The following is a 17,192-nucleotide window of genomic DNA, read 5'->3' as shown; positions in this document are numbered from 1 at the left end:
AAAAACCTTACAGCAGCGCGCTGTAAGGTTTTTTTGTTGCCCTGCCTAACCCCTATCTTTGCAGGGCAAAAGATCAAAACAATTTTATGCCTACCATTAGCCAGAGAGGTGTGCTGATGCCTCCTTCTCCCATCAGAAAACTTGTTCCCTTCGCCGAAGCAGCCAAGAAAAGAGGTGTGAAGGTATATCACCTGAACATCGGACAGCCTGATATCGAAACTCCGAAACCGGTGCTCGACGCGGTGCGTCATTCTGAATTCAAAGTCCTGGAATACAGCCACAGCGCGGGCAACGAAAGCTACCGCCGCAAACTGGTGGAGTACTACGGCCGGTTTGATGTTTCTTTGAACCACAACCAGATCATTGTGACCACCGGAGGTTCTGAGGCAATCGTTTTTGCCTTTATGGCCTGCCTCGATCCGGGTGACGAAGTGATTGTACCGGAGCCTTTCTACGCCAACTATAATGGTTTTGCCGTAGAAGCAGAAGTAAAGATCAAGACGATCACTGCAAATATCGAGACCGGCTTTGCACTGCCTGCCATGGAAGCATTTGAAGCAGCCATTACACCGCGTACCAAAGCTATCCTGATCTGTAACCCGAACAATCCTACCGGCTACCTGTACAGCAAGGAAGAAATGGAAGTGTTGAAACAGCTGTGCCTGAAGCACAACCTGTTCCTTTTCTCTGATGAGGCTTACCGTGAGTTCTGCTACGCCGGCACCCACTTCTCTGCCATGAACCTGGAAGGCATGGACGATAACGTGATCCTGATGGACACTATCTCCAAGCGTTACAGCGCCTGTGGTGGCCGTATCGGTGCTTTTGTGACCAAAAACCAGTCTGTGCTGGATGCTACGATGAAGTTTGCACAAGCCCGGCTGAGCCCCCCCTCCTTTGCGCAGATCGCAGGTGAAGCGGCCGTGGACCTTCCGCTGGATTATTTTGACGGCATCAAAGCCGAATATCAGAGCCGCCGTGATGTGCTGGTAGAAGGCCTGAACAAGATCCCGGGTGTTTTCTGTCCTAATCCGGGTGGTGCGTTCTATGCTATGGCGCGGCTGCCGATTGATGATTCCGATAAGTTCTGCCAGTGGATGCTGGAGGCTTTTGAATACGAAAAACAAACGGTGATGATGTCTCCGGCGACCGGTTTTTATGCTACTCCCGGCCTGGGCAAACAGGAAGTGCGGTTAGCCTATGTGCTGAACCGTGACGACATTCGTCATGCAATAGTTTGTCTGGAAAAAGCGCTGGAAGTATATCCCGGTCGTACGGACAAATAATTCTTTCAAAAAAACAGGACGTAAAATAGAAAATGATGAACCCGAAATATATTATATTAAATTATATATATTAAAAATGATCCAAATTCATCATTTTTTAACACTCGACTATTGTTTTTTTAATGTTTTCTTTTGTATATTTGATACAGAAACAACAAAAAGCTAAAAAATAATCACAAATAAAATATTTACATATACGATAGATTGCAAAATCTAAACTTGTTTAAGAAAAATTTAACCTGGAGAATTTCAACAAACGTTTTTTTGGAGCGAACTTTGGATCACTTTACAGGAAGAGAATTATCAGTAATCTGTAAAAAGTATAAAGCTTACTAAAACGTTTTAGCAAAATATCGTATTTTTGTATCAGTTTTTCATAACGTGGAATTTATAAAGGCAAACGGCTCTGATCACAGAGCCGTATTTTTTTGTCCTTATATACCGGTTTTCAGGCCGAAACTGCCGAAAATCTTCATTTTAATCTGGTTTGCTAAAATTTTCACCTCCCTGGTTTAACATTACACACCTTTTTTTTATAATATTGTTATGTAATAAAACGGCGGAAAAGCTAATGCCTAGTTGCATAGTATTTTCGTTTGTTTTCATAACGTGGAATTTTAAAATGCAACGGTCCCGATTCCTCGGGACCGTCTCCATTATATTCCAGTCTTGTTAAACCTGTTTCTTATTTTTTGTTTGCCTTGATCATTTCGAAGAAATCATCGAACAGATAGCGGGAGTCGAACGGGCCAGGAGTGCTTTCGGGGTGGTATTGTACGGAGAAAGCCGGTTTGTTCTTGATACGGATACCTTCTACGGTGTTATCGTTCAGGTTGACGTGCGTTACTTCCACCTGTTCACTGGCGGCTATAGCTGCAGCATCTACTGCAAAACCGTGGTTCTGGGTAGTGATTTCACACAGGCCGGTTTTAAGGTTTTTAACCGGGTGGTTCAGACCGCGGTGGCCGTGGTGCATTTTGTAAGTCGGGATGCCATTGGCCAGTGCCAGCAGTTGGTGGCCGAGACAGATGCCGAACATCGGTCTTTCAGCAGCCAGGATCTGTTTTACTGTTTCCACGGCATACTTCAGCGGGGCCGGATCACCGGGGCCGTTAGAGATGAAGTAAGCATGCGGCTTGAATTCCTCACACACCTCAAATTTGGTGTCTGTCGGGAATACTTTCAGGTACGCGCCTTTGTCGGACAGGCATTTCAGCATGTTTCTCTTTACGCCGTTGTCCATTACCGCAATACGGATCTCAGCTTCCGGATCGCCTACGTAGTAAGGCTCTGCGGTAGTCACCTCCTGGCAGAGGGCCAGTCCTTCCATGGAAGGGACCTGTGCCAGCTGGGTTTTCAGCTGCTCCACGTCCAGGATTTCGGAGGAGATGATGCAGTTCATAGCACCTTTGCTGCGGATATGGGAAACCAGCGCGCGGGTATCTACATCATAGATGGCTACCAGGTTATTATCGGTCAGGAACTTCTCCAGCGATTCATCGGCCATCTTCCTGGAATAGTTATACGCGATATTCTTCGCAATCAGACCACTTATCTTCACGCTGCCGCTTTCCACGTCATCCTTGCGGGTGCCGTAATTGCCGATATAGCAGTTGTTCATGATAAGTACCTGTCCTTTGTAAGAAGGGTCAGTAAACACTTCCTGGTAACCCGTCATACCGGTATTGAAAGCTAATTCACCGGCGGCAGTGCCAATTTTCCCAAAAGCTTTTCCCTGAAAAACCGTACCGTCGTCGAGCAACAGTATGGCAGGCTGGATGGTTCTTGTCTGAGGCATTTCTGGTATCTGTTCTTGTTTTATATTTTAAAAAAAACCTTCAAGGGTTAGTACGCCCTGAAGGTTCGGATAAAAAACCGTGCAAAGTTATGAAATGCAAGGTTTAATTACAGATTTTTTTTGCTTTCTGCCCTGTTATTTAATTTTTACTGACTTCAGCACGCGCTGGGCCACTTGTGGACCGATGGGGTCGTCATCCCGGTAATGGATTTGTATCTCCCAGCGGTTGGCCCCTTTTACGACCACCAGGTTCTGGAATGCCAGGCGGATACCACCTTTATACAGGTAATTTCCTTCCTCCAGCTGGCCTTGTATACCGGAAACCAGCACCGGGATGGATTTGGCGTGTATATCAGACAGATCGTCCTGCGTCATGGCCTGGTGGCTGTCTTCCCTGGCATTTTCGAGCGTATTGGCCACGTTTCCGAAGTAGCTGTACATATTCACAGTAATACGGATGCCGCCGCCGTCCTCATTCCGGTAGCTTTTGGCATATTCCGTCACCTGGGCGATCTCCGGTGGCAGTGGCTGGTCGTGTATCCACAACTTTACCGGCGTGCTGATTTCCAGTGCCTGCCGGCCGATGGTAGCCGTTTGCCAGCTGGAATAGAGATAGGATTTAGGCACTTTAGCGTACAACAGCGTAAATACCGCCCTTTTGCCAAACAGGGTACCTGCGGTGGCCAGCAGCACAAATACCAGGGAAAAGAACACGATGACCTTGCCTTTATTGGCTGGTTGCAATTGTCTTTTGAACCAGGAGGAGGTGCGGTTGGGCTTTTTTTCTTTTATGGAGATGCCCACCGTTTGCTGATATTCCGCGAAAGAGCCCATAGGATGGATTTTTCGCCAGTCAGCGAAAGTATCGGGCAGTTTTTTTCCACATTGATCACAGAAAGTGAGGTATTCGGATTTCAGGGGGCTGGCATAGGAGCAGCTTCCACAAAGCAGGTATTTCATAGGCAATGATTAGGTGTTGGTTATTCCCCGGAGGGAAATCACCATAATATTACAAAATAAATACATTTATTTAGACATAAAAAAAGGACAAAGCGGGGCTTTGTCCTTTTGTGTATCGTAAAGTACGATTACTCAGCTGTTTTCTCTTCAGTGGCATCAGCAGCTTTTTCTGCAGCAGGAGCAGCAGCGTCAGCTTTCTTTTTAGCACCACCGGCACGACGGGTTTTCTTGGCAGCAGCTTTTTCTGTCGGAGCACCGTAGATTTCGTTGAAATCAACCAGCTCGATCAGGGCAACTTCTGCGTTATCCCCATGACGTTTACCCAGCTTAATGATACGGGTGTAACCACCAGGACGGGTAGCAATTTTTTCACTGATCGCACCGAACAGTTCTTTGATCGCTTCTTTGTCCTGCAGGTAGCTGAACACGATTCTACGGTTGTGGGTAGTATCGTTTTTGCCTCTTGTGAGCAGCGGTTCAACGTAAACACGCAGTGCTTTCGCTTTTGCGAGGGTAGTGGTGATACGTTTGTGGCTGATCAGTTCGCAAGCCAGGTTAGACATCAGGCTTTTGCGGTGGGCAGCAGTTCTGCTTAATTTGTTTAATTTAACTCCGTGACGCATGACATTTGTTGTTTTACCCCTTACACCGTGTCAGGAATTGTAAGGTACTGTATTAAAAAAAGAAGATGCCTTGCCGGATGAAGTCATCTGCAAGGCATCAGTATTGTTTGACTATTCTTCTTCGAGTTTCAGTTTGGACAGGTCCATACCGAAGTGCAGGCCTCTTTCGCCGAGCACTTGTTCGATTTCGCTGAGGGATTTCTGGCCGAAGTTTCTGAACTTCATCAGTTCTTCCTGTTCGTATTGTACCAGTTCGCTCAGGGAGTTGATTTTCGCTGCTTTCAGACAGTTGAATGCACGCACGCTCAGATCGAGGTCTTCCAGTGGTGTTTTCAGGATCTTGCGCAGTTGCAGTGTTTGTTCATCCACAACATCTTCTTTTTCAGCGTCTTTGGTATCAAAGCTGATGTTTTCATCGGTGATGATCATCAGGTGCTGGATGAGGATGCGGGAAGCTTGTTTTACTGCTTCTTCCGGGTGGATGGTACCGTCAGTGACAACCTCCATGATGAGTTTCTCATAGTCGGTTTTTTGTTCCACACGGGTATTTTCTATGCTGTACTTTACGTTTTTGATAGGCGTAAAGATAGAGTCAATAGCGATGTAGCCGAATACTGCATCTTTGGGTTTATTTTCCTCTGCTGGCACGTAACCGCGGCCTTTGCCGATGGTCAGTTCGATGTCCAGTTTGGCAGAAGGGTCCAGGGTGCAGATCAGCAGTTCCGGGTTCATGATCTGGAAAGCGCTGGTGGCTTTTTCGATCATGTCAGCACGAAATTCTGTTTTGCCTTTGATGGACAGGGTGATCTTTTCGTTCGTTACGTCGTTTTCAGCGATCTTCTTGAAACGAACCTGTTTCAGGTTCAGGATGATCTCTGTAACGTCTTCGGTAACACCTCTGAGTGTAGCGAATTCGTGATCGGCGCCTTCAATTTTAATACCCACAATGGCATAGCCCTCCAAAGAAGACAACAGTACGCGACGCAACGCATTACCGATAGTCACAGCATAACCTGGTTCTAATGGACGGAATTCGAATTGAGCTTCAAAGTCGGTAGACTTCTGCAATACGATCTTATCAGGTTTCTGGAAATTTAAAATTGCCATTGATATGATAGATTTATTAGTTTAAATATGAAGTTAGTCCATGGCAATAGCCATGGACTAATATTTATTACTTAGAGTACAATTCTACAATCAGTTGTTCCTTGATGTTTTCAGGAACGCTCTCTCTCTCAGGATAAGCAATGAATACGCCTTTCATTTCTTTTTCATTCCAATCCAGCCAGCTGAATTTAGGATTTTTACCACGGATAACGCTGGTGAGGGCGGTATTGTTGGCAGTTTTGTTTTTCAGGCTGATAACGTCACCTGGTTTCAGTTGGAAAGAAGGTGTGTTTACCACGATACCGTTAACGGTAATGTGTTTGTGGGATACCAGCTGACGGGCAGCAGGGCGGGAAGGAGCGATACCCAGACGGAATACGGTGTTGTCCAGACGTGCTTCCAGCAATTTGATCAATACTTCACCGGCAACGCCTTTTCTGCGGGTAGCTTCGTCGAACAGGTTGCGGAATTGTTTTTCCAGCAGGCCATAAGTGTATTTGGCTTTCTGTTTTTCTCTCAGCTGCAGTGCGTATTCGCCCAGTTGTTTACGTTTGCGGTTAGCACCGTGCTGACCCGGAGGGTTACTGTTTTTACCTAAATATTTACCGTTACCTAAGATCGGTTCGCCAAAAATTCTGGAAATTTTGGTCTTTGGGCCTGTATACCTTGCCATGATTTAAATATAAGTTAGATTTTTTAGTTAATGATGTATGCTCTTCAAAAAATCTGAAAACCTGATCATACACCCAATTATAAATATAAATTACAAAGTCCAGATACCCAACTTCTTCGGAAGTCCGGTATCTGGAATCTGTTATGATAGCTGACTATACTCTTCTTTTCTTGGGAGGACGGCAACCGTTGTGCGGTAAAGGCGTAACGTCTTTAATCATGCTCACTTCGATACCGGAGTTAGCGATAGCACGGATAGCGCTTTCACGACCTGCTCCTGGGCCTTTTACAAATACATCTGCTCTTTTCAGACCGGCGTCCATAGCAACTTTTGCAGCATCCTGTGCAGCCAGCTGAGCAGCATACGGAGTGTTCTTTTTAGAACCTCTGAAGCCCATTTTACCAGCAGAAGACCAGGAGATAACCTGACCGTGTTTGTTGGTGATGCTCACAATGATGTTATTGAAGCTGGCGGAGATGTGTACGTCTCCGTAGTTGTCTACTTTTACTACCCTTTTTTTACTAGCAGCAGTTTTTGTATTATTTGCTTTTGCCATAATGATTTAAATTCCAAATATGAAATTCCAGATCCCAAATCTTCCGATCCTGTTGACATCGAAACCAAACCCCTCGTTTGGGAATTTGGGATTCCAACCTGGGATTATTTATTATTTCTTAGTTGCTTTTTTCTTACCAGCCACTGTCTTACGTTTACCTTTGCGGGTACGGCTGTTGGTACGTGTACGCTGACCTCTTACCGGTAAGCCTTTCCTGTGACGCAGACCACGGTAGCAAGCGATATCCAGCAGACGCTTGATATTCATTTGTACTTCAGAACGCAGTTGACCCTCTACCTTAAACTCGCCGTTGATAATGTTACGGATGGCAGCTTGTTCATCGTCATTCCAATCCTTCACTTTCTTGTTTACATCAATTTCCGCCTTGTTCAGGATATATTGGGCGGTAGAACGGCCTATACCAAAAATATAGGTGAGGCCAATTTCTCCTCTTTTATTTTTAGGAAGATCTATACCGGCTATACGTGCCATATTTATATTTTAGATTTTATGATTCTGATTAAAAAATCAAATTCCGTGGGGGAACAGATTATCCCTGACGTTGTTTGAAACGAGGGTTCTTTTTGTTGATCACCAACAGAACACCTTTCCTACGAACTATTTTACAATCCGCACTTCTTTTTTTGATTGCAGCTCTTACCTTCATGATAATTATTTTATAAAAGGTTATATTATTTGTTAATTTATCTGCCTTAATGCACGAATCCGGGTCCCGCCTATTTGTATCTGAAAATTATACGGCCCCTTGACAAATCGTATGGGCTCATCTCCACTCCCACCTTATCTCCTGGCAGAATGCGTATGTAGTGCATTCTCATTTTTCCAGAAATGGTGGCCAGGATCTCGTGCCCATTTTCCAGTTTTACACGGAACATAGCGTTTGACAAGGCTTCTAATATAATTCCATCCTGTTTAATGAGTGCCTGTTTTGCCATAAAAATTTTTAGGACTGCAAAGATAGCATTTATCTTTTGAAATAGAAAAATTTCCCTTAATTATTATTAATATTGCCGGTCCGGTCATTAATGCCTGTCTGTCGCCATTTAAAACTCCTTCACTATGAATCAAATACACTAACAGATTTTAGTAATTTGTGTTCAGTTCCGGGTTGTTTTTTTCCGCTTTTTCGATTTCTGTAAAGGAAGACAGGATATCCGGCTTACCTTTTCCTACCGCCACGGTATGTTCGAAGTGGACTGACGGGCTTCTGTCGCGGGTAACCACGGTCCAGCCGTCTTCCAGGTATTCCACGTCCTTGGTACGGAGGTTGATCATCGGTTCAATGGCGATGACCAGGCCTTCCTTTATCACCGGGCCGCTGCCACGTTTGCCGTAGTTAGGCACCTGCGGGTCTTCATGGAGATGACGGCCAAGGCCATGCCCTACCAGTTCCCTTACCACGCCGTAACCGCGTTCTTTTTCGGTATATTCCTGAATAGCGTAGGAGATATCCCCGATACGGTTGCCGATAACGGCCTTTTCGATGCCTTTATAAAGAGATGCTTTCGTGGCGGCCATAAGGCGGCGCACATTCTCGGGCACATTGCCAATAGCGAAAGTATAGGCGCTGTCAGCATGGAAACCGTTCATATACACGCCTACGTCCACTGTGAGGATATCACCGTCTTTCAGCACATGTTTATTGGGAATACCGTGTACCACTGCCTCGTTCACAGAGATACAGCAGGCGTTGGGGAAACCTTTATAGTTTTTAAACGAAGGCACGGCTCCGTTTTCCACGATAAATTTATCCGCCACCGCGTCTACATCGAGCGTGGTCATACCTGGTTTGAGGGCTTTCGCCACTTCAGCCAGGGCAGCGCTGAGGAGGAGGGCACTTTTACGGATCAGCTCTATTTCTTCCTTCGTCTTATAGTGAATCATCTTTCGTAAACTTTTGGCCGGACGGCCCTTTTAACGGGGCGGTTGACGGCCTTAACAAAATATAATAGCCACCAAAGCGTGAAAGCTCTTGTGGCTATTTTATTGCGTTTGTCGCATCCGGCGCCGGAGCACCGGGCGATCAATCATTTAAGCATTAGCCGGGGCAGTTCTGCCCTTGATGCGGCCGGTGCTCATGAGGCCATCGTAGTGGCGCATCAGGAGCTGGCTTTCGATCTGTTGCAGCGTATCAAGGATAACCCCTACCATGATCAGGAGGGACGTACCACCGAAGAAGGTGGCGAAGTTGCTGTTGATCTTGAAGGCAGCTGCCAGACCGGGCATAATACCCACGAGTGCCAGGAAAAATGCTCCCGGGAGGGTAATGCGGTCCATTACAGCACCGATATAGTCGGCAGTCGCTTTACCGGGTTTAACACCAGGAACGAAGCCATTGTTGCGTTTCATTTCATCCGCCATCTGAGTGGGGTTGAAGATCAGCGCAGTATAGAAATAAGTAAATACAATCACGAGAACAGCGTAGATCAGGTTGTACCAGCCATTAGTGTGGTCACTGAAGATACGAACGAAACCGGAAGCGCTTTCAGAGCTGGTAGCGAAACCGATGGCCGTAGCAGGGATGAACATAATAGCCTGGGCAAAGATGATCGGCATTACACCAGCTGCATTCACTTTGAGGGGAATGAACTGGCGAACTCCGCCGTATTGTTTGTTGCCCACAATACGTTTTGCGTAGTTAACGGGAATTTTCCGGGTACCCTGAACGAGCAGGATAAGGCCCACGGTGATCATGATAAACACCGCGATTTCGATCAGGAAGAGGATCGGACCGCCGGAGCCGGCCACTTTAGAGGAGAATTCCCCGATCAGGGCTTGTGGGAGGCGGGCGAGGATGCCCATCATGATGATAATGGAAGTACCGTTACCAATACCTTTATCTGTGATCTTTTCACCGAGCCACATCACGAACAGGGTACCTGCTGTGAGGACGATAGTGGTAGAGAGCCAGAAAAAGAAGGTTCCGTATTCTGGAATAATAGCGCCACCTGACTGATTACGGAGATAAGCTACGTAAGCACTTGCCTGGAATCCGGTTACCACCACAGTAAGGATGCGGGTATACTGGTTGATTTTCTTGCGGCCGCTTTCACCTTCCTTCTGCAGTTTCTGGAAATAAGGTACTGCTATGGTCAGCAACTGAATAGCAATGGAAGCGGAGATGTAGGGCATGATACCCAACGCAAAAATAGAGGCCCTTGAAAACGATCCGCCGGCAAACATGTTTACCAGTCCCAGAATGCCCTGGTTAGAATTTTTTTCAAAGTTGCTGAGCGCGTTTGCATCAATACCGGGCAAGGCTATATACGATCCAACACGGTAAATGAGGACCAGGAGCAGGGTAGTTAAGATGCGATTACGCAGATCCTCGATACTCCAGATATTCTTAATCGTTTCGATAAATTTCTTCACAGGAAGATAAAGGTTTAATAGCGCTATTAAATATGAAAAGACGCACTACTCCGTAGGCGTCTCCTCAGTCGTAAAGTCTTATACCAGTTCTACTGATCCACCTGTTGATTCGATGGCCTGTTTAGCTTTTTCGCTGATAGCGTTTACTTTAACAGTCACCTTGGATTTCAGTTCACCGTTAGCCAGGATTTTAACTTTAGCTGTCCGGTTCACCAGGCCGTTCATATACAGGTTTTCGAGGTTGAATTCCTGCAGGCCATATTTTTCAACTAAGTGGTCAATCTGACCCAGGTTGAAGATGGTGTATTCCTCGCGGTTATTGTTTTTGAAACCGCGTTTAGGCATACGGCGCTGGATTGGCATCTGGCCACCTTCAAAGCCTCTTTTGCTGGCGTAACCGGCGCGTTGCTGGATACCTTTGTTACCTTTTGTAGAAGTACCACCTTTACCGGAAGCCTCACCACGTCCGAGACGTTTTTCTTTATGTACGGCGCCTTTAGCAGGCTTTAATGAATGCAGATTCATAATTTAATTGTTTTTACTTACGCGGAAATTAACCGCTCGCATGTAATTGTAAAAAGTATGACTTTGTAAAGTTACAAATGTAAAAGTAAGATTATCAGCAGACAATCCCACAGCAGTGTTACTTAATTAATTAAGCGTTAACTGTCTCTACTTTTACCAGGTGATCAACTTTACGGACCATTCCCAGCACCTGAGGAGTAGCTTCTACTTCAACAGTAGCGTTCATTTTAGTCAGGCCCAGTGCCTTCAAGGTCAGTTTCTGCCTTTCAGGACGGTCAATACCACTTTTCACTTGAGTGATCTTAATCTTTGCCATAAATCCCTATCCGCTGAAGGCGGAGTAATTTAATTGTTAATAATGAGTATCAATATATCCCGGAGATATATGTTTACACCGGATGATCGCCCCGGAAGGGAATTAACCGTTGAAAACCTTCTTCAGGGAAACAGTTCTGGTTCTTGCTACGCTGATTGGTTCACGTAACAGGCCCAGTGCTTTGAAAGTAGCTTTCACCACGTTGTGCGGGTTGGCAGAACCCAGGGATTTAGCCAGTACGTCTGTAACGCCTGCGCTTTCCAGTACTGCACGCATAGAACCACCCGCGATCACACCGGTACCGTGAGCAGCCGGTTTGATCAATACTTTGGCAGCACCTTCTTTCGCGAACTGGTCGTGAGGAATAGTACCGTGCATAACCGGAACCTTGATCAGGTTCTTTTTAGCATCATCGATACCTTTGGTGATAGCCTGCTGTACTTCTTTAGCTTTACCAAGGCCATGACCTACCACGCCGTTTTCATTACCTACTACTACCAGTGCGGAGAAACTGAAAGTACGACCGCCTTTGGTGGTTTTGGTAACACGGTTGATCGCCACTACTTTTTCTTTCAGCTCCAGATCACCGGCCTTTACTTTATTGAATGAATTCTTTGCCATTTTATTTTATAAGAATTACTTGTTCAGAATGATAAAATTAGGACCCAGCATTAGAACTGGAGACCACCTTCTCTTGCTCCGTCAGCTACACTTTTAATGCGGCCATGGTATAAGTACCCACTTCTGTCGAAAACGCAGGTAGTGAGGCCTAAAGCGGTGGCTTTCTGAGCCAGGGCCATACCTACCAGTCTGGATTTCTCGGATTTGGTACCGGATTGCGCTTTGATATCTTTATCACGGGAAGAAGCGGATGCCAGGGTAGTACCGTTGGTATCATCGATCAGCTGTACGTAGATATCGCTGTTGCTGCGAAATACAGATAATCTTGGTGTTTTGGCAGTACCGGAGATCTTTTTACGGATGCGGTAGCGGATCTTTTCCCTTCTGCTAACTTTTGTGCTCATTGTGAGTTTTATTTTATTATCCCGATGCTGCCGGGATATGTTAAAACCAGCTAACCAGCCGGAGGCTGATTAGCTAGTTAAAAATTATTTACCTGCTGACTTACCAGCTTTCTTACGAACCACTTCATCGCTGTAGCGAACACCTTTACCTTTGTATGGTTCAGGTTTGCGGAGGCTGCGGATTTTAGCAGCTACCTGGCCCAGCAGTTGGTTATCGGAACCTTCCAGCATAATTTTAGGGTTCTGACCTTTTTCAGTCAGGGTAGCCACTTTCAATTCTTTTGGAATTTCGATCACGATGTTGTGGGAGTAACCCAGAGACAGGTCCAGCAGCTGACCGTTGTTAGCAGCTTTGTAACCCACACCAACCAGTTCGAGTTGTTTTTTGAATCCTTCAGTAACACCAGTCACCATGTTAGCGATGAGTGCGCGGGTCAGACCGTGCAGTGCTTTGTGGCGGATCTGATCTGTAGGACGAATTACAGTCAATACTCCGTCTTTCACTTCTACTTTCAGGTCTCTGTCGATGGATCTTTTCAGTTCACCTTTAGGACCTTTTACAGTAACTTCATTAGCCGGGGAAACAGTGATGGTAACACCGCTGGCCAATTTGATAGGAGCTTTACCTATACGTGACATAACTTGAGTTTAAGTATATTTTTGATAGTTGTTTCTGCAGTTATCCGTGTTCAGCGCCGTATAGAAAGCTTAATTGTCAGATAACCGTTTGGGCTTACCGGGACCAGAAGTCCCTGTAAGCCAATATATTAATAAACGTAGCAAACTACTTCGCCGCCTACGTTCTGAGCTTTAGCTTCTTTATCGGTCATTACGCCTTTGGAAGTGGAGATGATAGCCACGCCGAGCCCGTTTTTAACACGCTTGAACTCTTCTGGTTTAGCGTACTGACGCAGACCTGGACGGCTGATGCGTTGCAGTTCTTTAATAGCGGGTTCTTTGGTTTGAGGATCGTATTTCAGGGCTATTTTGATGATGCCTTGTTTGTTGTCCTCTTCGAACTTGTACTTCAGGATATAACCTTTATCGTACAGAATTTCTGTAATGCGTTTTTTCAGCTTGGAAGCCGGAATTTCCACGATCCTGTGGGTGGCCATTTGCGCGTTCCGGATTCTAGTCAGGAAGTCTGCTATTGGATCAGTAACCATTGTTTAAATAGTTTGAATAATGTTTACAATGCGATATCCAATCGAAAGAGATGGGAATCAAATAACTTTGTTAATATTTAAATATTTTACTATTTAAATATTGAATTTACCAGCTGGCTTTAGTTACGCCAGGGATTTTGCCTGCGAGAGCCAGGTCGCGGAACATGTTCCTGCAGAGGCCGAAGTGACGCATGTATCCTTTAGGACGACCGGTCAGCTGGCATCTGTTTTTCAGACGAACAGGAGAAGCGTTTTTAGGAAGTTGGTCCAGTGCAGCGTAGTCACCGGCAGCTTTCAGGGCAGCGCGCTTTTCAGCGAATCTTGCTACCATGGCTTCTCTTTTCCTTTGTCTGGCTTTTACGGATTCTTTTGCCATAATTATATTATCGTTTCGATTTACTGATTATCTTTTTTCATGTTCCTGAACGGCATACCCATTTCTTTCAGCAGCTCGTAAGCTTCTTCGTTGGTTTTAGCCGTAGTAACGAAAGTAATATCCATACCGGACATTTTGGTTACTTTATCGATATCGATCTCAGGGAAGATGATTTGTTCGGTGATACCCATGGTGTAGTTACCGCGACCGTCGAAAGCTTTTTCGTTGATGCCTTTGAAGTCACGTACACGAGGCAGGGAAACAGAAACCAGGCGGTCCAGGAAGTCAAACATGTTGGTGCTGCGCAGCGTTACGCGGGCGCCGATAGGCATGTTTTTTCTCAGTTTAAAGTTTGAGATATCTTTTTTGGACAGTGTGGCAACAGCTTTCTGGCCGGAGATACGGGTCATTTCATCTACAGCGATGTCAACCAGTTTTTTATCACCAACGGCGCCATTGATACCCTGGTTCAGGCAAATTTTCACCAGACGGGGAACCTGCATTACACTTTTGTAGTTGAATTTCTTCATCAGTGCAGGAGCTACCTCGTCGAAGTATTTTTTCTGCAGTCTTGGAGTATATTTAGAGTTTGCCATTATTTAATTACCTCCCCTGATTTTTTAGCGATACGAATTAATTTACCGTTTTCCCGCTGTCTGTTCACACGGGTAGGTTTACCTGCTTTGGCATCCCACAGCATCACGTTGGAGATAGCAATCGGAGCTTCCTGCTTAACGATACCACCTTTGGTGTTCTGAGCAGTAGGCTTGGTATGCTTGGTAATAATGTTAACGCCTTCTACAAGAACGCGGCCTTGTTCAGGGTGAACTTCCAGCACTTTGCGTGCTTTGGTCCTGTCCTTGTCGTCGCCGGCAATCACCGCAACCAGGTCGCCCTTCTTAATGTTGAATTTAGGCTTAAATCTAGTTTTCATCACTTTGATTTATTTATAAACGCCAAGCGAAACAATTGTTTCGCTTGATTAATGTTTTGTCTCGTTTTGCAAACGGGCTGCAAAGATAAGAAATATTTTGACATTTATCCATTTTGCTATTTCAGGGGATAAAACCCAAAATATCAAAATGGATAAATTAGCAAATCTTATAATACCTCAGGAGCGAGGGAGATAATTTTCATATATCCCTTGTCTCTCAGTTCACGGGCAACCGGACCGAAAATACGGGTACCGCGTGGTTCGTCTGAGTTATTCAGCAGTACAACCGCGTTGTCGTCGAAACGGATATAGGAACCGTCTTTACGGCGTAATTTGTTTTTGGTTCTTACGATTACCGCTTTGGTAACCATACCTTTTTTAGCACCACCGCCAGGAATCGCGTCCTTTACAGTTACCACAATTTTATCGCCTACTTTAGCGTAGTCCTGACCGGAGTTGCCCAGCACGCGGATGCAAAGTACTTCTTTGGCACCGCTGTTGTCAGCTACACTCAGTCTTGATTCTTGTTGTATCATCGTAATGAGTTTTTAATCAGCGGCTGAAGCCGGGTAAGCCGGCAGCAGCATGAAACACTTGATAAATTATTTTACTTTTTCGATAATTTCTACCAGTCTCCAGCATTTGTTTTTGCTCAGAGGGCGGGTTTCCGCGATTTTCACGGTATCGCCGATGCTGCACTCGTTTTTATCGTCGTGCGCCATGAACTTGGTAGTTTTTTTAACGAATTTACCATAGATAGGGTGCTTCACTTTACGTTCTACCTTCACAGTAATGGTTTTATCCATTTTGTTGCTGGCCACCACACCAATCCTGGTTTTTCTTAATTGTCTTTCGGTCGTCATTGTTGAAAGTATTTAATCCTCCGGGGAGGTAAATTTTGTTATACGAATGCTTAGAAGCCCAGTTGTTTTTTGCGCAGTTCGGTTTGCATACGAGCGATATCGCGTCTCACAGAGCGGATGCTCATGGGATTTTCGATGGGCGTAATTGCATGACCGAATTTCATTTTCTTCAGGCGCAGCTCTTCAGCAGAGATTTTCTCCTGGAGATCCTGAATGCTCAGGCCGTTCAGATCCAGCTTTTCTTTTGCCATTTGTATTTTATTTGGTCCGTTTACAGCGTGAGCGGCAAACGGGATATATTAGTGATTGATAAGTAATTAAGCAACGTAGTCGCGGCTGGTTACAAATTTTACTTTGATGGGCAGTTTTTGTGCTGCGAGTTCCATCGCTTCTTTCGCTACCTGTAAGGGAACGCCGTCTGCTTCAAATAAAATTCTTCCAGGTTTTACTACAGCTGCCCAATGGTCTGGAGCACCTTTACCTTTACCCATCCTTACTTCCAGTGGTTTGGCAGTGATAGGTTTGTCAGGGAATATGCGGATCCATACGTTACCTTCACGTTTCATGTGTCTGGTGAGGGCTACACGGGCAGCTTCGATCTGCCTGTCAGTGATCCACTTAGGTTCTAATGCTTTAAGACCGAATGTACCAAAGGAGAGGGTAGCGCCTCTTTTAGCGTTCCCTTTGATGCGGCCTTTGTGCATCTTCCTATGTTTCACTCTTTTTGGCTGTAACATCGTCTGTATTGTTAATGTTAATAGTAATTGTTAATGTTTGCTATGCCTGCAGGGATTATCTGCGGCCACCGCCACGGTTTTCACCGCCTCTTCTGTCACCACCGCGATGTTCTCTTCTTTCGCCGTGTTCTCTTCTTTCTCCACCGTGTTCACGTCCACCACCGCGGTTATCGCCTTCTTTGCCAGTCAGCACGTTCGGGTTCAGATCGCGTTTACCCAGTACTTCACCTTTACAGATCCATACTTTGATACCGATTTTACCGTATACAGTCAGTGCGAACAGGGAAGCGTAGTCGATGTCCATGCGGTAAGTATGCAGGGGAACACGACCTTGTTTCACTTCTTCAGCACGGGCGATTTCAGCACCACCCAGACGGCCGCTTACTTTAATTTTGATACCTTCTGCTCCCATTCTCAGTGCAGTAGCGATCGCCATTTTGATAGCACGTTTGTAGTTGATACGGCTTTCAATTTGTTTGGCGATGGTTTCGGCAACGATGTTAGCATCCATTTCAGGACGACGGATTTCGAGAATATTGATCTGTACGTCTTCTTTACCAGTCAGTTTTTTCAGTTCTTCCTTGATACGATCAACTTCGTTACCACCTTTACCTATGATGATACCTGGTTTGGAAGTATGCACAGTGACGATCAACTTACCTAAAGTTCTTTCAATCACAACTCTGGAGATGCCACCTTTATTGATACGGGCATTCAGATAAGTTCTGATCTTGTTATCTTCGATCAGTTTGGTAGCAAAATCTTTTTTGCTGCCATACCAATTAGAGTCCCATCCTCTGATGATACCTAACCTGTTACCAATAGGATTTGTTTTCTGACCCATGTTTCGGTTA

26 protein-coding genes are annotated in these 17,192 nt (G+C 45.4%); 1 reads left to right on the top strand and 25 read right to left on the bottom strand.

Annotation, left to right across the window (positions count from 1 at the left end; translation table 11 throughout):
* Window positions 1-86 precede the first annotated feature (86 nt).
* Window positions 87-1,286 carry a pyridoxal phosphate-dependent aminotransferase gene (locus HGH92_RS15870; protein WP_168871763.1) on the top strand — a complete coding sequence of 400 codons (1,200 nt, stop codon included), beginning with the start codon at window positions 87-89 and terminating at the stop codon, window positions 1,284-1,286.
* 685 nt (window positions 1,287-1,971) lie between these two features.
* Here HGH92_RS15870 and carA read toward each other — a convergent pair.
* From carA to rpsC, 25 genes are all read right to left on the bottom strand, one after another.
* On the bottom strand, window positions 1,972-3,084 hold the full coding sequence (gene carA / locus HGH92_RS15865) for a glutamine-hydrolyzing carbamoyl-phosphate synthase small subunit (RefSeq protein WP_168871762.1): 1,113 nt from the start codon (window positions 3,082-3,084) through the stop codon (window positions 1,972-1,974).
* A gap of 135 nt (window positions 3,085-3,219) precedes the next feature.
* Window positions 3,220-4,044, bottom strand: a complete 825-nt coding sequence (locus HGH92_RS15860; RefSeq protein WP_168871761.1) for a hypothetical protein — start codon at window positions 4,042-4,044, stop codon at window positions 3,220-3,222.
* Window positions 4,045-4,172: 128 nt separating this feature from the next.
* Window positions 4,173-4,667 (bottom strand): 50S ribosomal protein L17, encoded by a 495-nt coding sequence (gene rplQ, locus HGH92_RS15855; protein ID WP_168871760.1) that lies wholly within the window; start codon window positions 4,665-4,667, stop codon window positions 4,173-4,175.
* A gap of 111 nt (window positions 4,668-4,778) precedes the next feature.
* Window positions 4,779-5,774: a DNA-directed RNA polymerase subunit alpha gene (locus HGH92_RS15850; protein ID WP_168871759.1), complete on the bottom strand. Its 996-nt coding sequence runs from the start codon at window positions 5,772-5,774 to the stop codon at window positions 4,779-4,781.
* A gap of 67 nt (window positions 5,775-5,841) precedes the next feature.
* Window positions 5,842-6,447, bottom strand: a complete 606-nt coding sequence (gene rpsD, locus HGH92_RS15845) for a 30S ribosomal protein S4 (RefSeq protein WP_078666998.1) — start codon at window positions 6,445-6,447, stop codon at window positions 5,842-5,844.
* A gap of 154 nt (window positions 6,448-6,601) precedes the next feature.
* The gene (rpsK, locus tag HGH92_RS15840) at window positions 6,602-7,003 is read right to left on the bottom strand and encodes a 30S ribosomal protein S11 (RefSeq protein ID WP_078666997.1); all 402 of its coding nucleotides are present in this window, start codon (window positions 7,001-7,003) and stop codon (window positions 6,602-6,604) included.
* A gap of 111 nt (window positions 7,004-7,114) precedes the next feature.
* Window positions 7,115-7,495 carry a 30S ribosomal protein S13 gene (rpsM, locus tag HGH92_RS15835; RefSeq protein WP_073083235.1) on the bottom strand — a complete coding sequence of 127 codons (381 nt, stop codon included), beginning with the start codon at window positions 7,493-7,495 and terminating at the stop codon, window positions 7,115-7,117.
* Window positions 7,496-7,553: 58 nt separating this feature from the next.
* Window positions 7,554-7,670 (bottom strand): 50S ribosomal protein L36, encoded by a 117-nt coding sequence (gene rpmJ, locus HGH92_RS15830; protein WP_073083232.1) that lies wholly within the window; start codon window positions 7,668-7,670, stop codon window positions 7,554-7,556.
* A gap of 70 nt (window positions 7,671-7,740) precedes the next feature.
* Window positions 7,741-7,959: a translation initiation factor IF-1 gene (gene infA, locus HGH92_RS15825; RefSeq protein WP_012789309.1), complete on the bottom strand. Its 219-nt coding sequence runs from the start codon at window positions 7,957-7,959 to the stop codon at window positions 7,741-7,743.
* Between the two features lie 148 nt (window positions 7,960-8,107).
* Complete coding sequence (gene map, locus HGH92_RS15820) at window positions 8,108-8,908, bottom strand: type I methionyl aminopeptidase (protein ID WP_168871758.1); 801 nt, start codon at window positions 8,906-8,908, stop codon at window positions 8,108-8,110.
* 147 nt (window positions 8,909-9,055) lie between these two features.
* The gene (gene secY / locus HGH92_RS15815; protein ID WP_168871757.1) at window positions 9,056-10,396 is read right to left on the bottom strand and encodes a preprotein translocase subunit SecY; all 1,341 of its coding nucleotides are present in this window, start codon (window positions 10,394-10,396) and stop codon (window positions 9,056-9,058) included.
* 78 nt (window positions 10,397-10,474) lie between these two features.
* Window positions 10,475-10,921, bottom strand: a complete 447-nt coding sequence (rplO, locus tag HGH92_RS15810) for a 50S ribosomal protein L15 (protein WP_078666993.1) — start codon at window positions 10,919-10,921, stop codon at window positions 10,475-10,477.
* 130 nt (window positions 10,922-11,051) lie between these two features.
* On the bottom strand, window positions 11,052-11,237 hold the full coding sequence (rpmD, locus tag HGH92_RS15805) for a 50S ribosomal protein L30 (RefSeq protein WP_078666992.1): 186 nt from the start codon (window positions 11,235-11,237) through the stop codon (window positions 11,052-11,054).
* 102 nt (window positions 11,238-11,339) lie between these two features.
* Window positions 11,340-11,858, bottom strand: a complete 519-nt coding sequence (rpsE, locus tag HGH92_RS15800) for a 30S ribosomal protein S5 (RefSeq protein WP_168871756.1) — start codon at window positions 11,856-11,858, stop codon at window positions 11,340-11,342.
* Window positions 11,859-11,908: 50 nt separating this feature from the next.
* Window positions 11,909-12,262 carry a 50S ribosomal protein L18 gene (rplR, locus tag HGH92_RS15795; protein WP_168871755.1) on the bottom strand — a complete coding sequence of 118 codons (354 nt, stop codon included), beginning with the start codon at window positions 12,260-12,262 and terminating at the stop codon, window positions 11,909-11,911.
* Between the two features lie 84 nt (window positions 12,263-12,346).
* A complete protein-coding gene (rplF, locus tag HGH92_RS15790) occupies window positions 12,347-12,901 on the bottom strand; it encodes a 50S ribosomal protein L6 (RefSeq protein ID WP_168871754.1) in 555 nt (184 codons plus the stop codon).
* A gap of 128 nt (window positions 12,902-13,029) precedes the next feature.
* Complete coding sequence (gene rpsH, locus HGH92_RS15785) at window positions 13,030-13,428, bottom strand: 30S ribosomal protein S8 (protein ID WP_168871753.1); 399 nt, start codon at window positions 13,426-13,428, stop codon at window positions 13,030-13,032.
* A 106-nt stretch (window positions 13,429-13,534) separates the two neighbouring features.
* On the bottom strand, window positions 13,535-13,804 hold the full coding sequence (rpsN, locus tag HGH92_RS15780) for a 30S ribosomal protein S14 (RefSeq protein ID WP_168806964.1): 270 nt from the start codon (window positions 13,802-13,804) through the stop codon (window positions 13,535-13,537).
* Between the two features lie 20 nt (window positions 13,805-13,824).
* Window positions 13,825-14,400 carry a 50S ribosomal protein L5 gene (gene rplE, locus HGH92_RS15775; RefSeq protein ID WP_168871752.1) on the bottom strand — a complete coding sequence of 192 codons (576 nt, stop codon included), beginning with the start codon at window positions 14,398-14,400 and terminating at the stop codon, window positions 13,825-13,827.
* Window positions 14,400-14,738 (bottom strand): 50S ribosomal protein L24, encoded by a 339-nt coding sequence (rplX, locus tag HGH92_RS15770; RefSeq protein WP_078666985.1) that lies wholly within the window; start codon window positions 14,736-14,738, stop codon window positions 14,400-14,402. The genes rplE and rplX overlap by 1 nt, the downstream gene beginning before the upstream one ends.
* 167 nt (window positions 14,739-14,905) lie before the next feature.
* Window positions 14,906-15,274: a 50S ribosomal protein L14 gene (gene rplN, locus HGH92_RS15765; RefSeq protein WP_078666984.1), complete on the bottom strand. Its 369-nt coding sequence runs from the start codon at window positions 15,272-15,274 to the stop codon at window positions 14,906-14,908.
* A gap of 66 nt (window positions 15,275-15,340) precedes the next feature.
* Window positions 15,341-15,601 (bottom strand): 30S ribosomal protein S17, encoded by a 261-nt coding sequence (gene rpsQ / locus HGH92_RS15760; protein WP_078666983.1) that lies wholly within the window; start codon window positions 15,599-15,601, stop codon window positions 15,341-15,343.
* A 50-nt stretch (window positions 15,602-15,651) separates the two neighbouring features.
* Window positions 15,652-15,852, bottom strand: coding sequence for a 50S ribosomal protein L29 (rpmC, locus tag HGH92_RS15755; protein WP_078666982.1), 201 nt, complete (start codon window positions 15,850-15,852; stop codon window positions 15,652-15,654).
* A 66-nt stretch (window positions 15,853-15,918) separates the two neighbouring features.
* Complete coding sequence (gene rplP / locus HGH92_RS15750) at window positions 15,919-16,338, bottom strand: 50S ribosomal protein L16 (RefSeq protein WP_078666981.1); 420 nt, start codon at window positions 16,336-16,338, stop codon at window positions 15,919-15,921.
* A 55-nt stretch (window positions 16,339-16,393) separates the two neighbouring features.
* Window positions 16,394-17,182 carry a 30S ribosomal protein S3 gene (rpsC, locus tag HGH92_RS15745; protein ID WP_168871751.1) on the bottom strand — a complete coding sequence of 263 codons (789 nt, stop codon included), beginning with the start codon at window positions 17,180-17,182 and terminating at the stop codon, window positions 16,394-16,396.
* Window positions 17,183-17,192: the final 10 nt, after the last annotated feature.

The organism is Chitinophaga varians (genome assembly GCF_012641275.1).
Taxonomy (GTDB): Bacteria; Bacteroidota; Bacteroidia; order Chitinophagales; family Chitinophagaceae; genus Chitinophaga; species Chitinophaga varians_A.
Note: the sequence above shows the minus strand (reverse complement) of the source record. Positions and strands in the feature narration are given on the sequence as shown.

Coding starts and splice junctions, on each gene's coding strand:
- rpsC (WP_168871751.1), bottom strand. CDS start 17,182: ATGGGTCAGAAAACAAATCCTATTGGTAACAGGTTAGGTATCATCAGA.
- rplX (WP_078666985.1), bottom strand. CDS start 14,738: ATGAAAACTAGATTTAAGCCTAAATTCAACATTAAGAAGGGCGACCTG.
- rpmJ (WP_073083232.1), bottom strand. CDS start 7,670: ATGAAGGTAAGAGCTGCAATCAAAAAAAGAAGTGCGGATTGTAAAATA.
- infA (WP_012789309.1), bottom strand. CDS start 7,959: ATGGCAAAACAGGCACTCATTAAACAGGATGGAATTATATTAGAAGCC.
- rpsD (WP_078666998.1), bottom strand. CDS start 6,447: ATGGCAAGGTATACAGGCCCAAAGACCAAAATTTCCAGAATTTTTGGC.
- HGH92_RS15850 (WP_168871759.1), bottom strand. CDS start 5,774: ATGGCAATTTTAAATTTCCAGAAACCTGATAAGATCGTATTGCAGAAG.
- HGH92_RS15860 (WP_168871761.1), bottom strand. CDS start 4,044: ATGAAATACCTGCTTTGTGGAAGCTGCTCCTATGCCAGCCCCCTGAAA.
- rpsH (WP_168871753.1), bottom strand. CDS start 13,428: ATGGTTACTGATCCAATAGCAGACTTCCTGACTAGAATCCGGAACGCG.
- rpsK (WP_078666997.1), bottom strand. CDS start 7,003: ATGGCAAAAGCAAATAATACAAAAACTGCTGCTAGTAAAAAAAGGGTA.
- rplO (WP_078666993.1), bottom strand. CDS start 10,921: ATGAATCTGCATTCATTAAAGCCTGCTAAAGGCGCCGTACATAAAGAA.
- rplF (WP_168871754.1), bottom strand. CDS start 12,901: ATGTCACGTATAGGTAAAGCTCCTATCAAATTGGCCAGCGGTGTTACC.
- rplQ (WP_168871760.1), bottom strand. CDS start 4,667: ATGCGTCACGGAGTTAAATTAAACAAATTAAGCAGAACTGCTGCCCAC.
- rpsM (WP_073083235.1), bottom strand. CDS start 7,495: ATGGCACGTATAGCCGGTATAGATCTTCCTAAAAATAAAAGAGGAGAA.
- rpsN (WP_168806964.1), bottom strand. CDS start 13,804: ATGGCAAAAGAATCCGTAAAAGCCAGACAAAGGAAAAGAGAAGCCATG.
- rpmC (WP_078666982.1), bottom strand. CDS start 15,852: ATGGCAAAAGAAAAGCTGGATCTGAACGGCCTGAGCATTCAGGATCTC.
- HGH92_RS15870 (WP_168871763.1), top strand. CDS start 87: ATGCCTACCATTAGCCAGAGAGGTGTGCTGATGCCTCCTTCTCCCATC.
- map (WP_168871758.1), bottom strand. CDS start 8,908: ATGATTCACTATAAGACGAAGGAAGAAATAGAGCTGATCCGTAAAAGT.
- rplE (WP_168871752.1), bottom strand. CDS start 14,400: ATGGCAAACTCTAAATATACTCCAAGACTGCAGAAAAAATACTTCGAC.
- carA (WP_168871762.1), bottom strand. CDS start 3,084: ATGCCTCAGACAAGAACCATCCAGCCTGCCATACTGTTGCTCGACGAC.
- rplP (WP_078666981.1), bottom strand. CDS start 16,338: ATGTTACAGCCAAAAAGAGTGAAACATAGGAAGATGCACAAAGGCCGC.
- rplN (WP_078666984.1), bottom strand. CDS start 15,274: ATGATACAACAAGAATCAAGACTGAGTGTAGCTGACAACAGCGGTGCC.
- rplR (WP_168871755.1), bottom strand. CDS start 12,262: ATGAGCACAAAAGTTAGCAGAAGGGAAAAGATCCGCTACCGCATCCGT.
- rpmD (WP_078666992.1), bottom strand. CDS start 11,237: ATGGCAAAGATTAAGATCACTCAAGTGAAAAGTGGTATTGACCGTCCT.
- rpsE (WP_168871756.1), bottom strand. CDS start 11,858: ATGGCAAAGAATTCATTCAATAAAGTAAAGGCCGGTGATCTGGAGCTG.
- rpsQ (WP_078666983.1), bottom strand. CDS start 15,601: ATGACGACCGAAAGACAATTAAGAAAAACCAGGATTGGTGTGGTGGCC.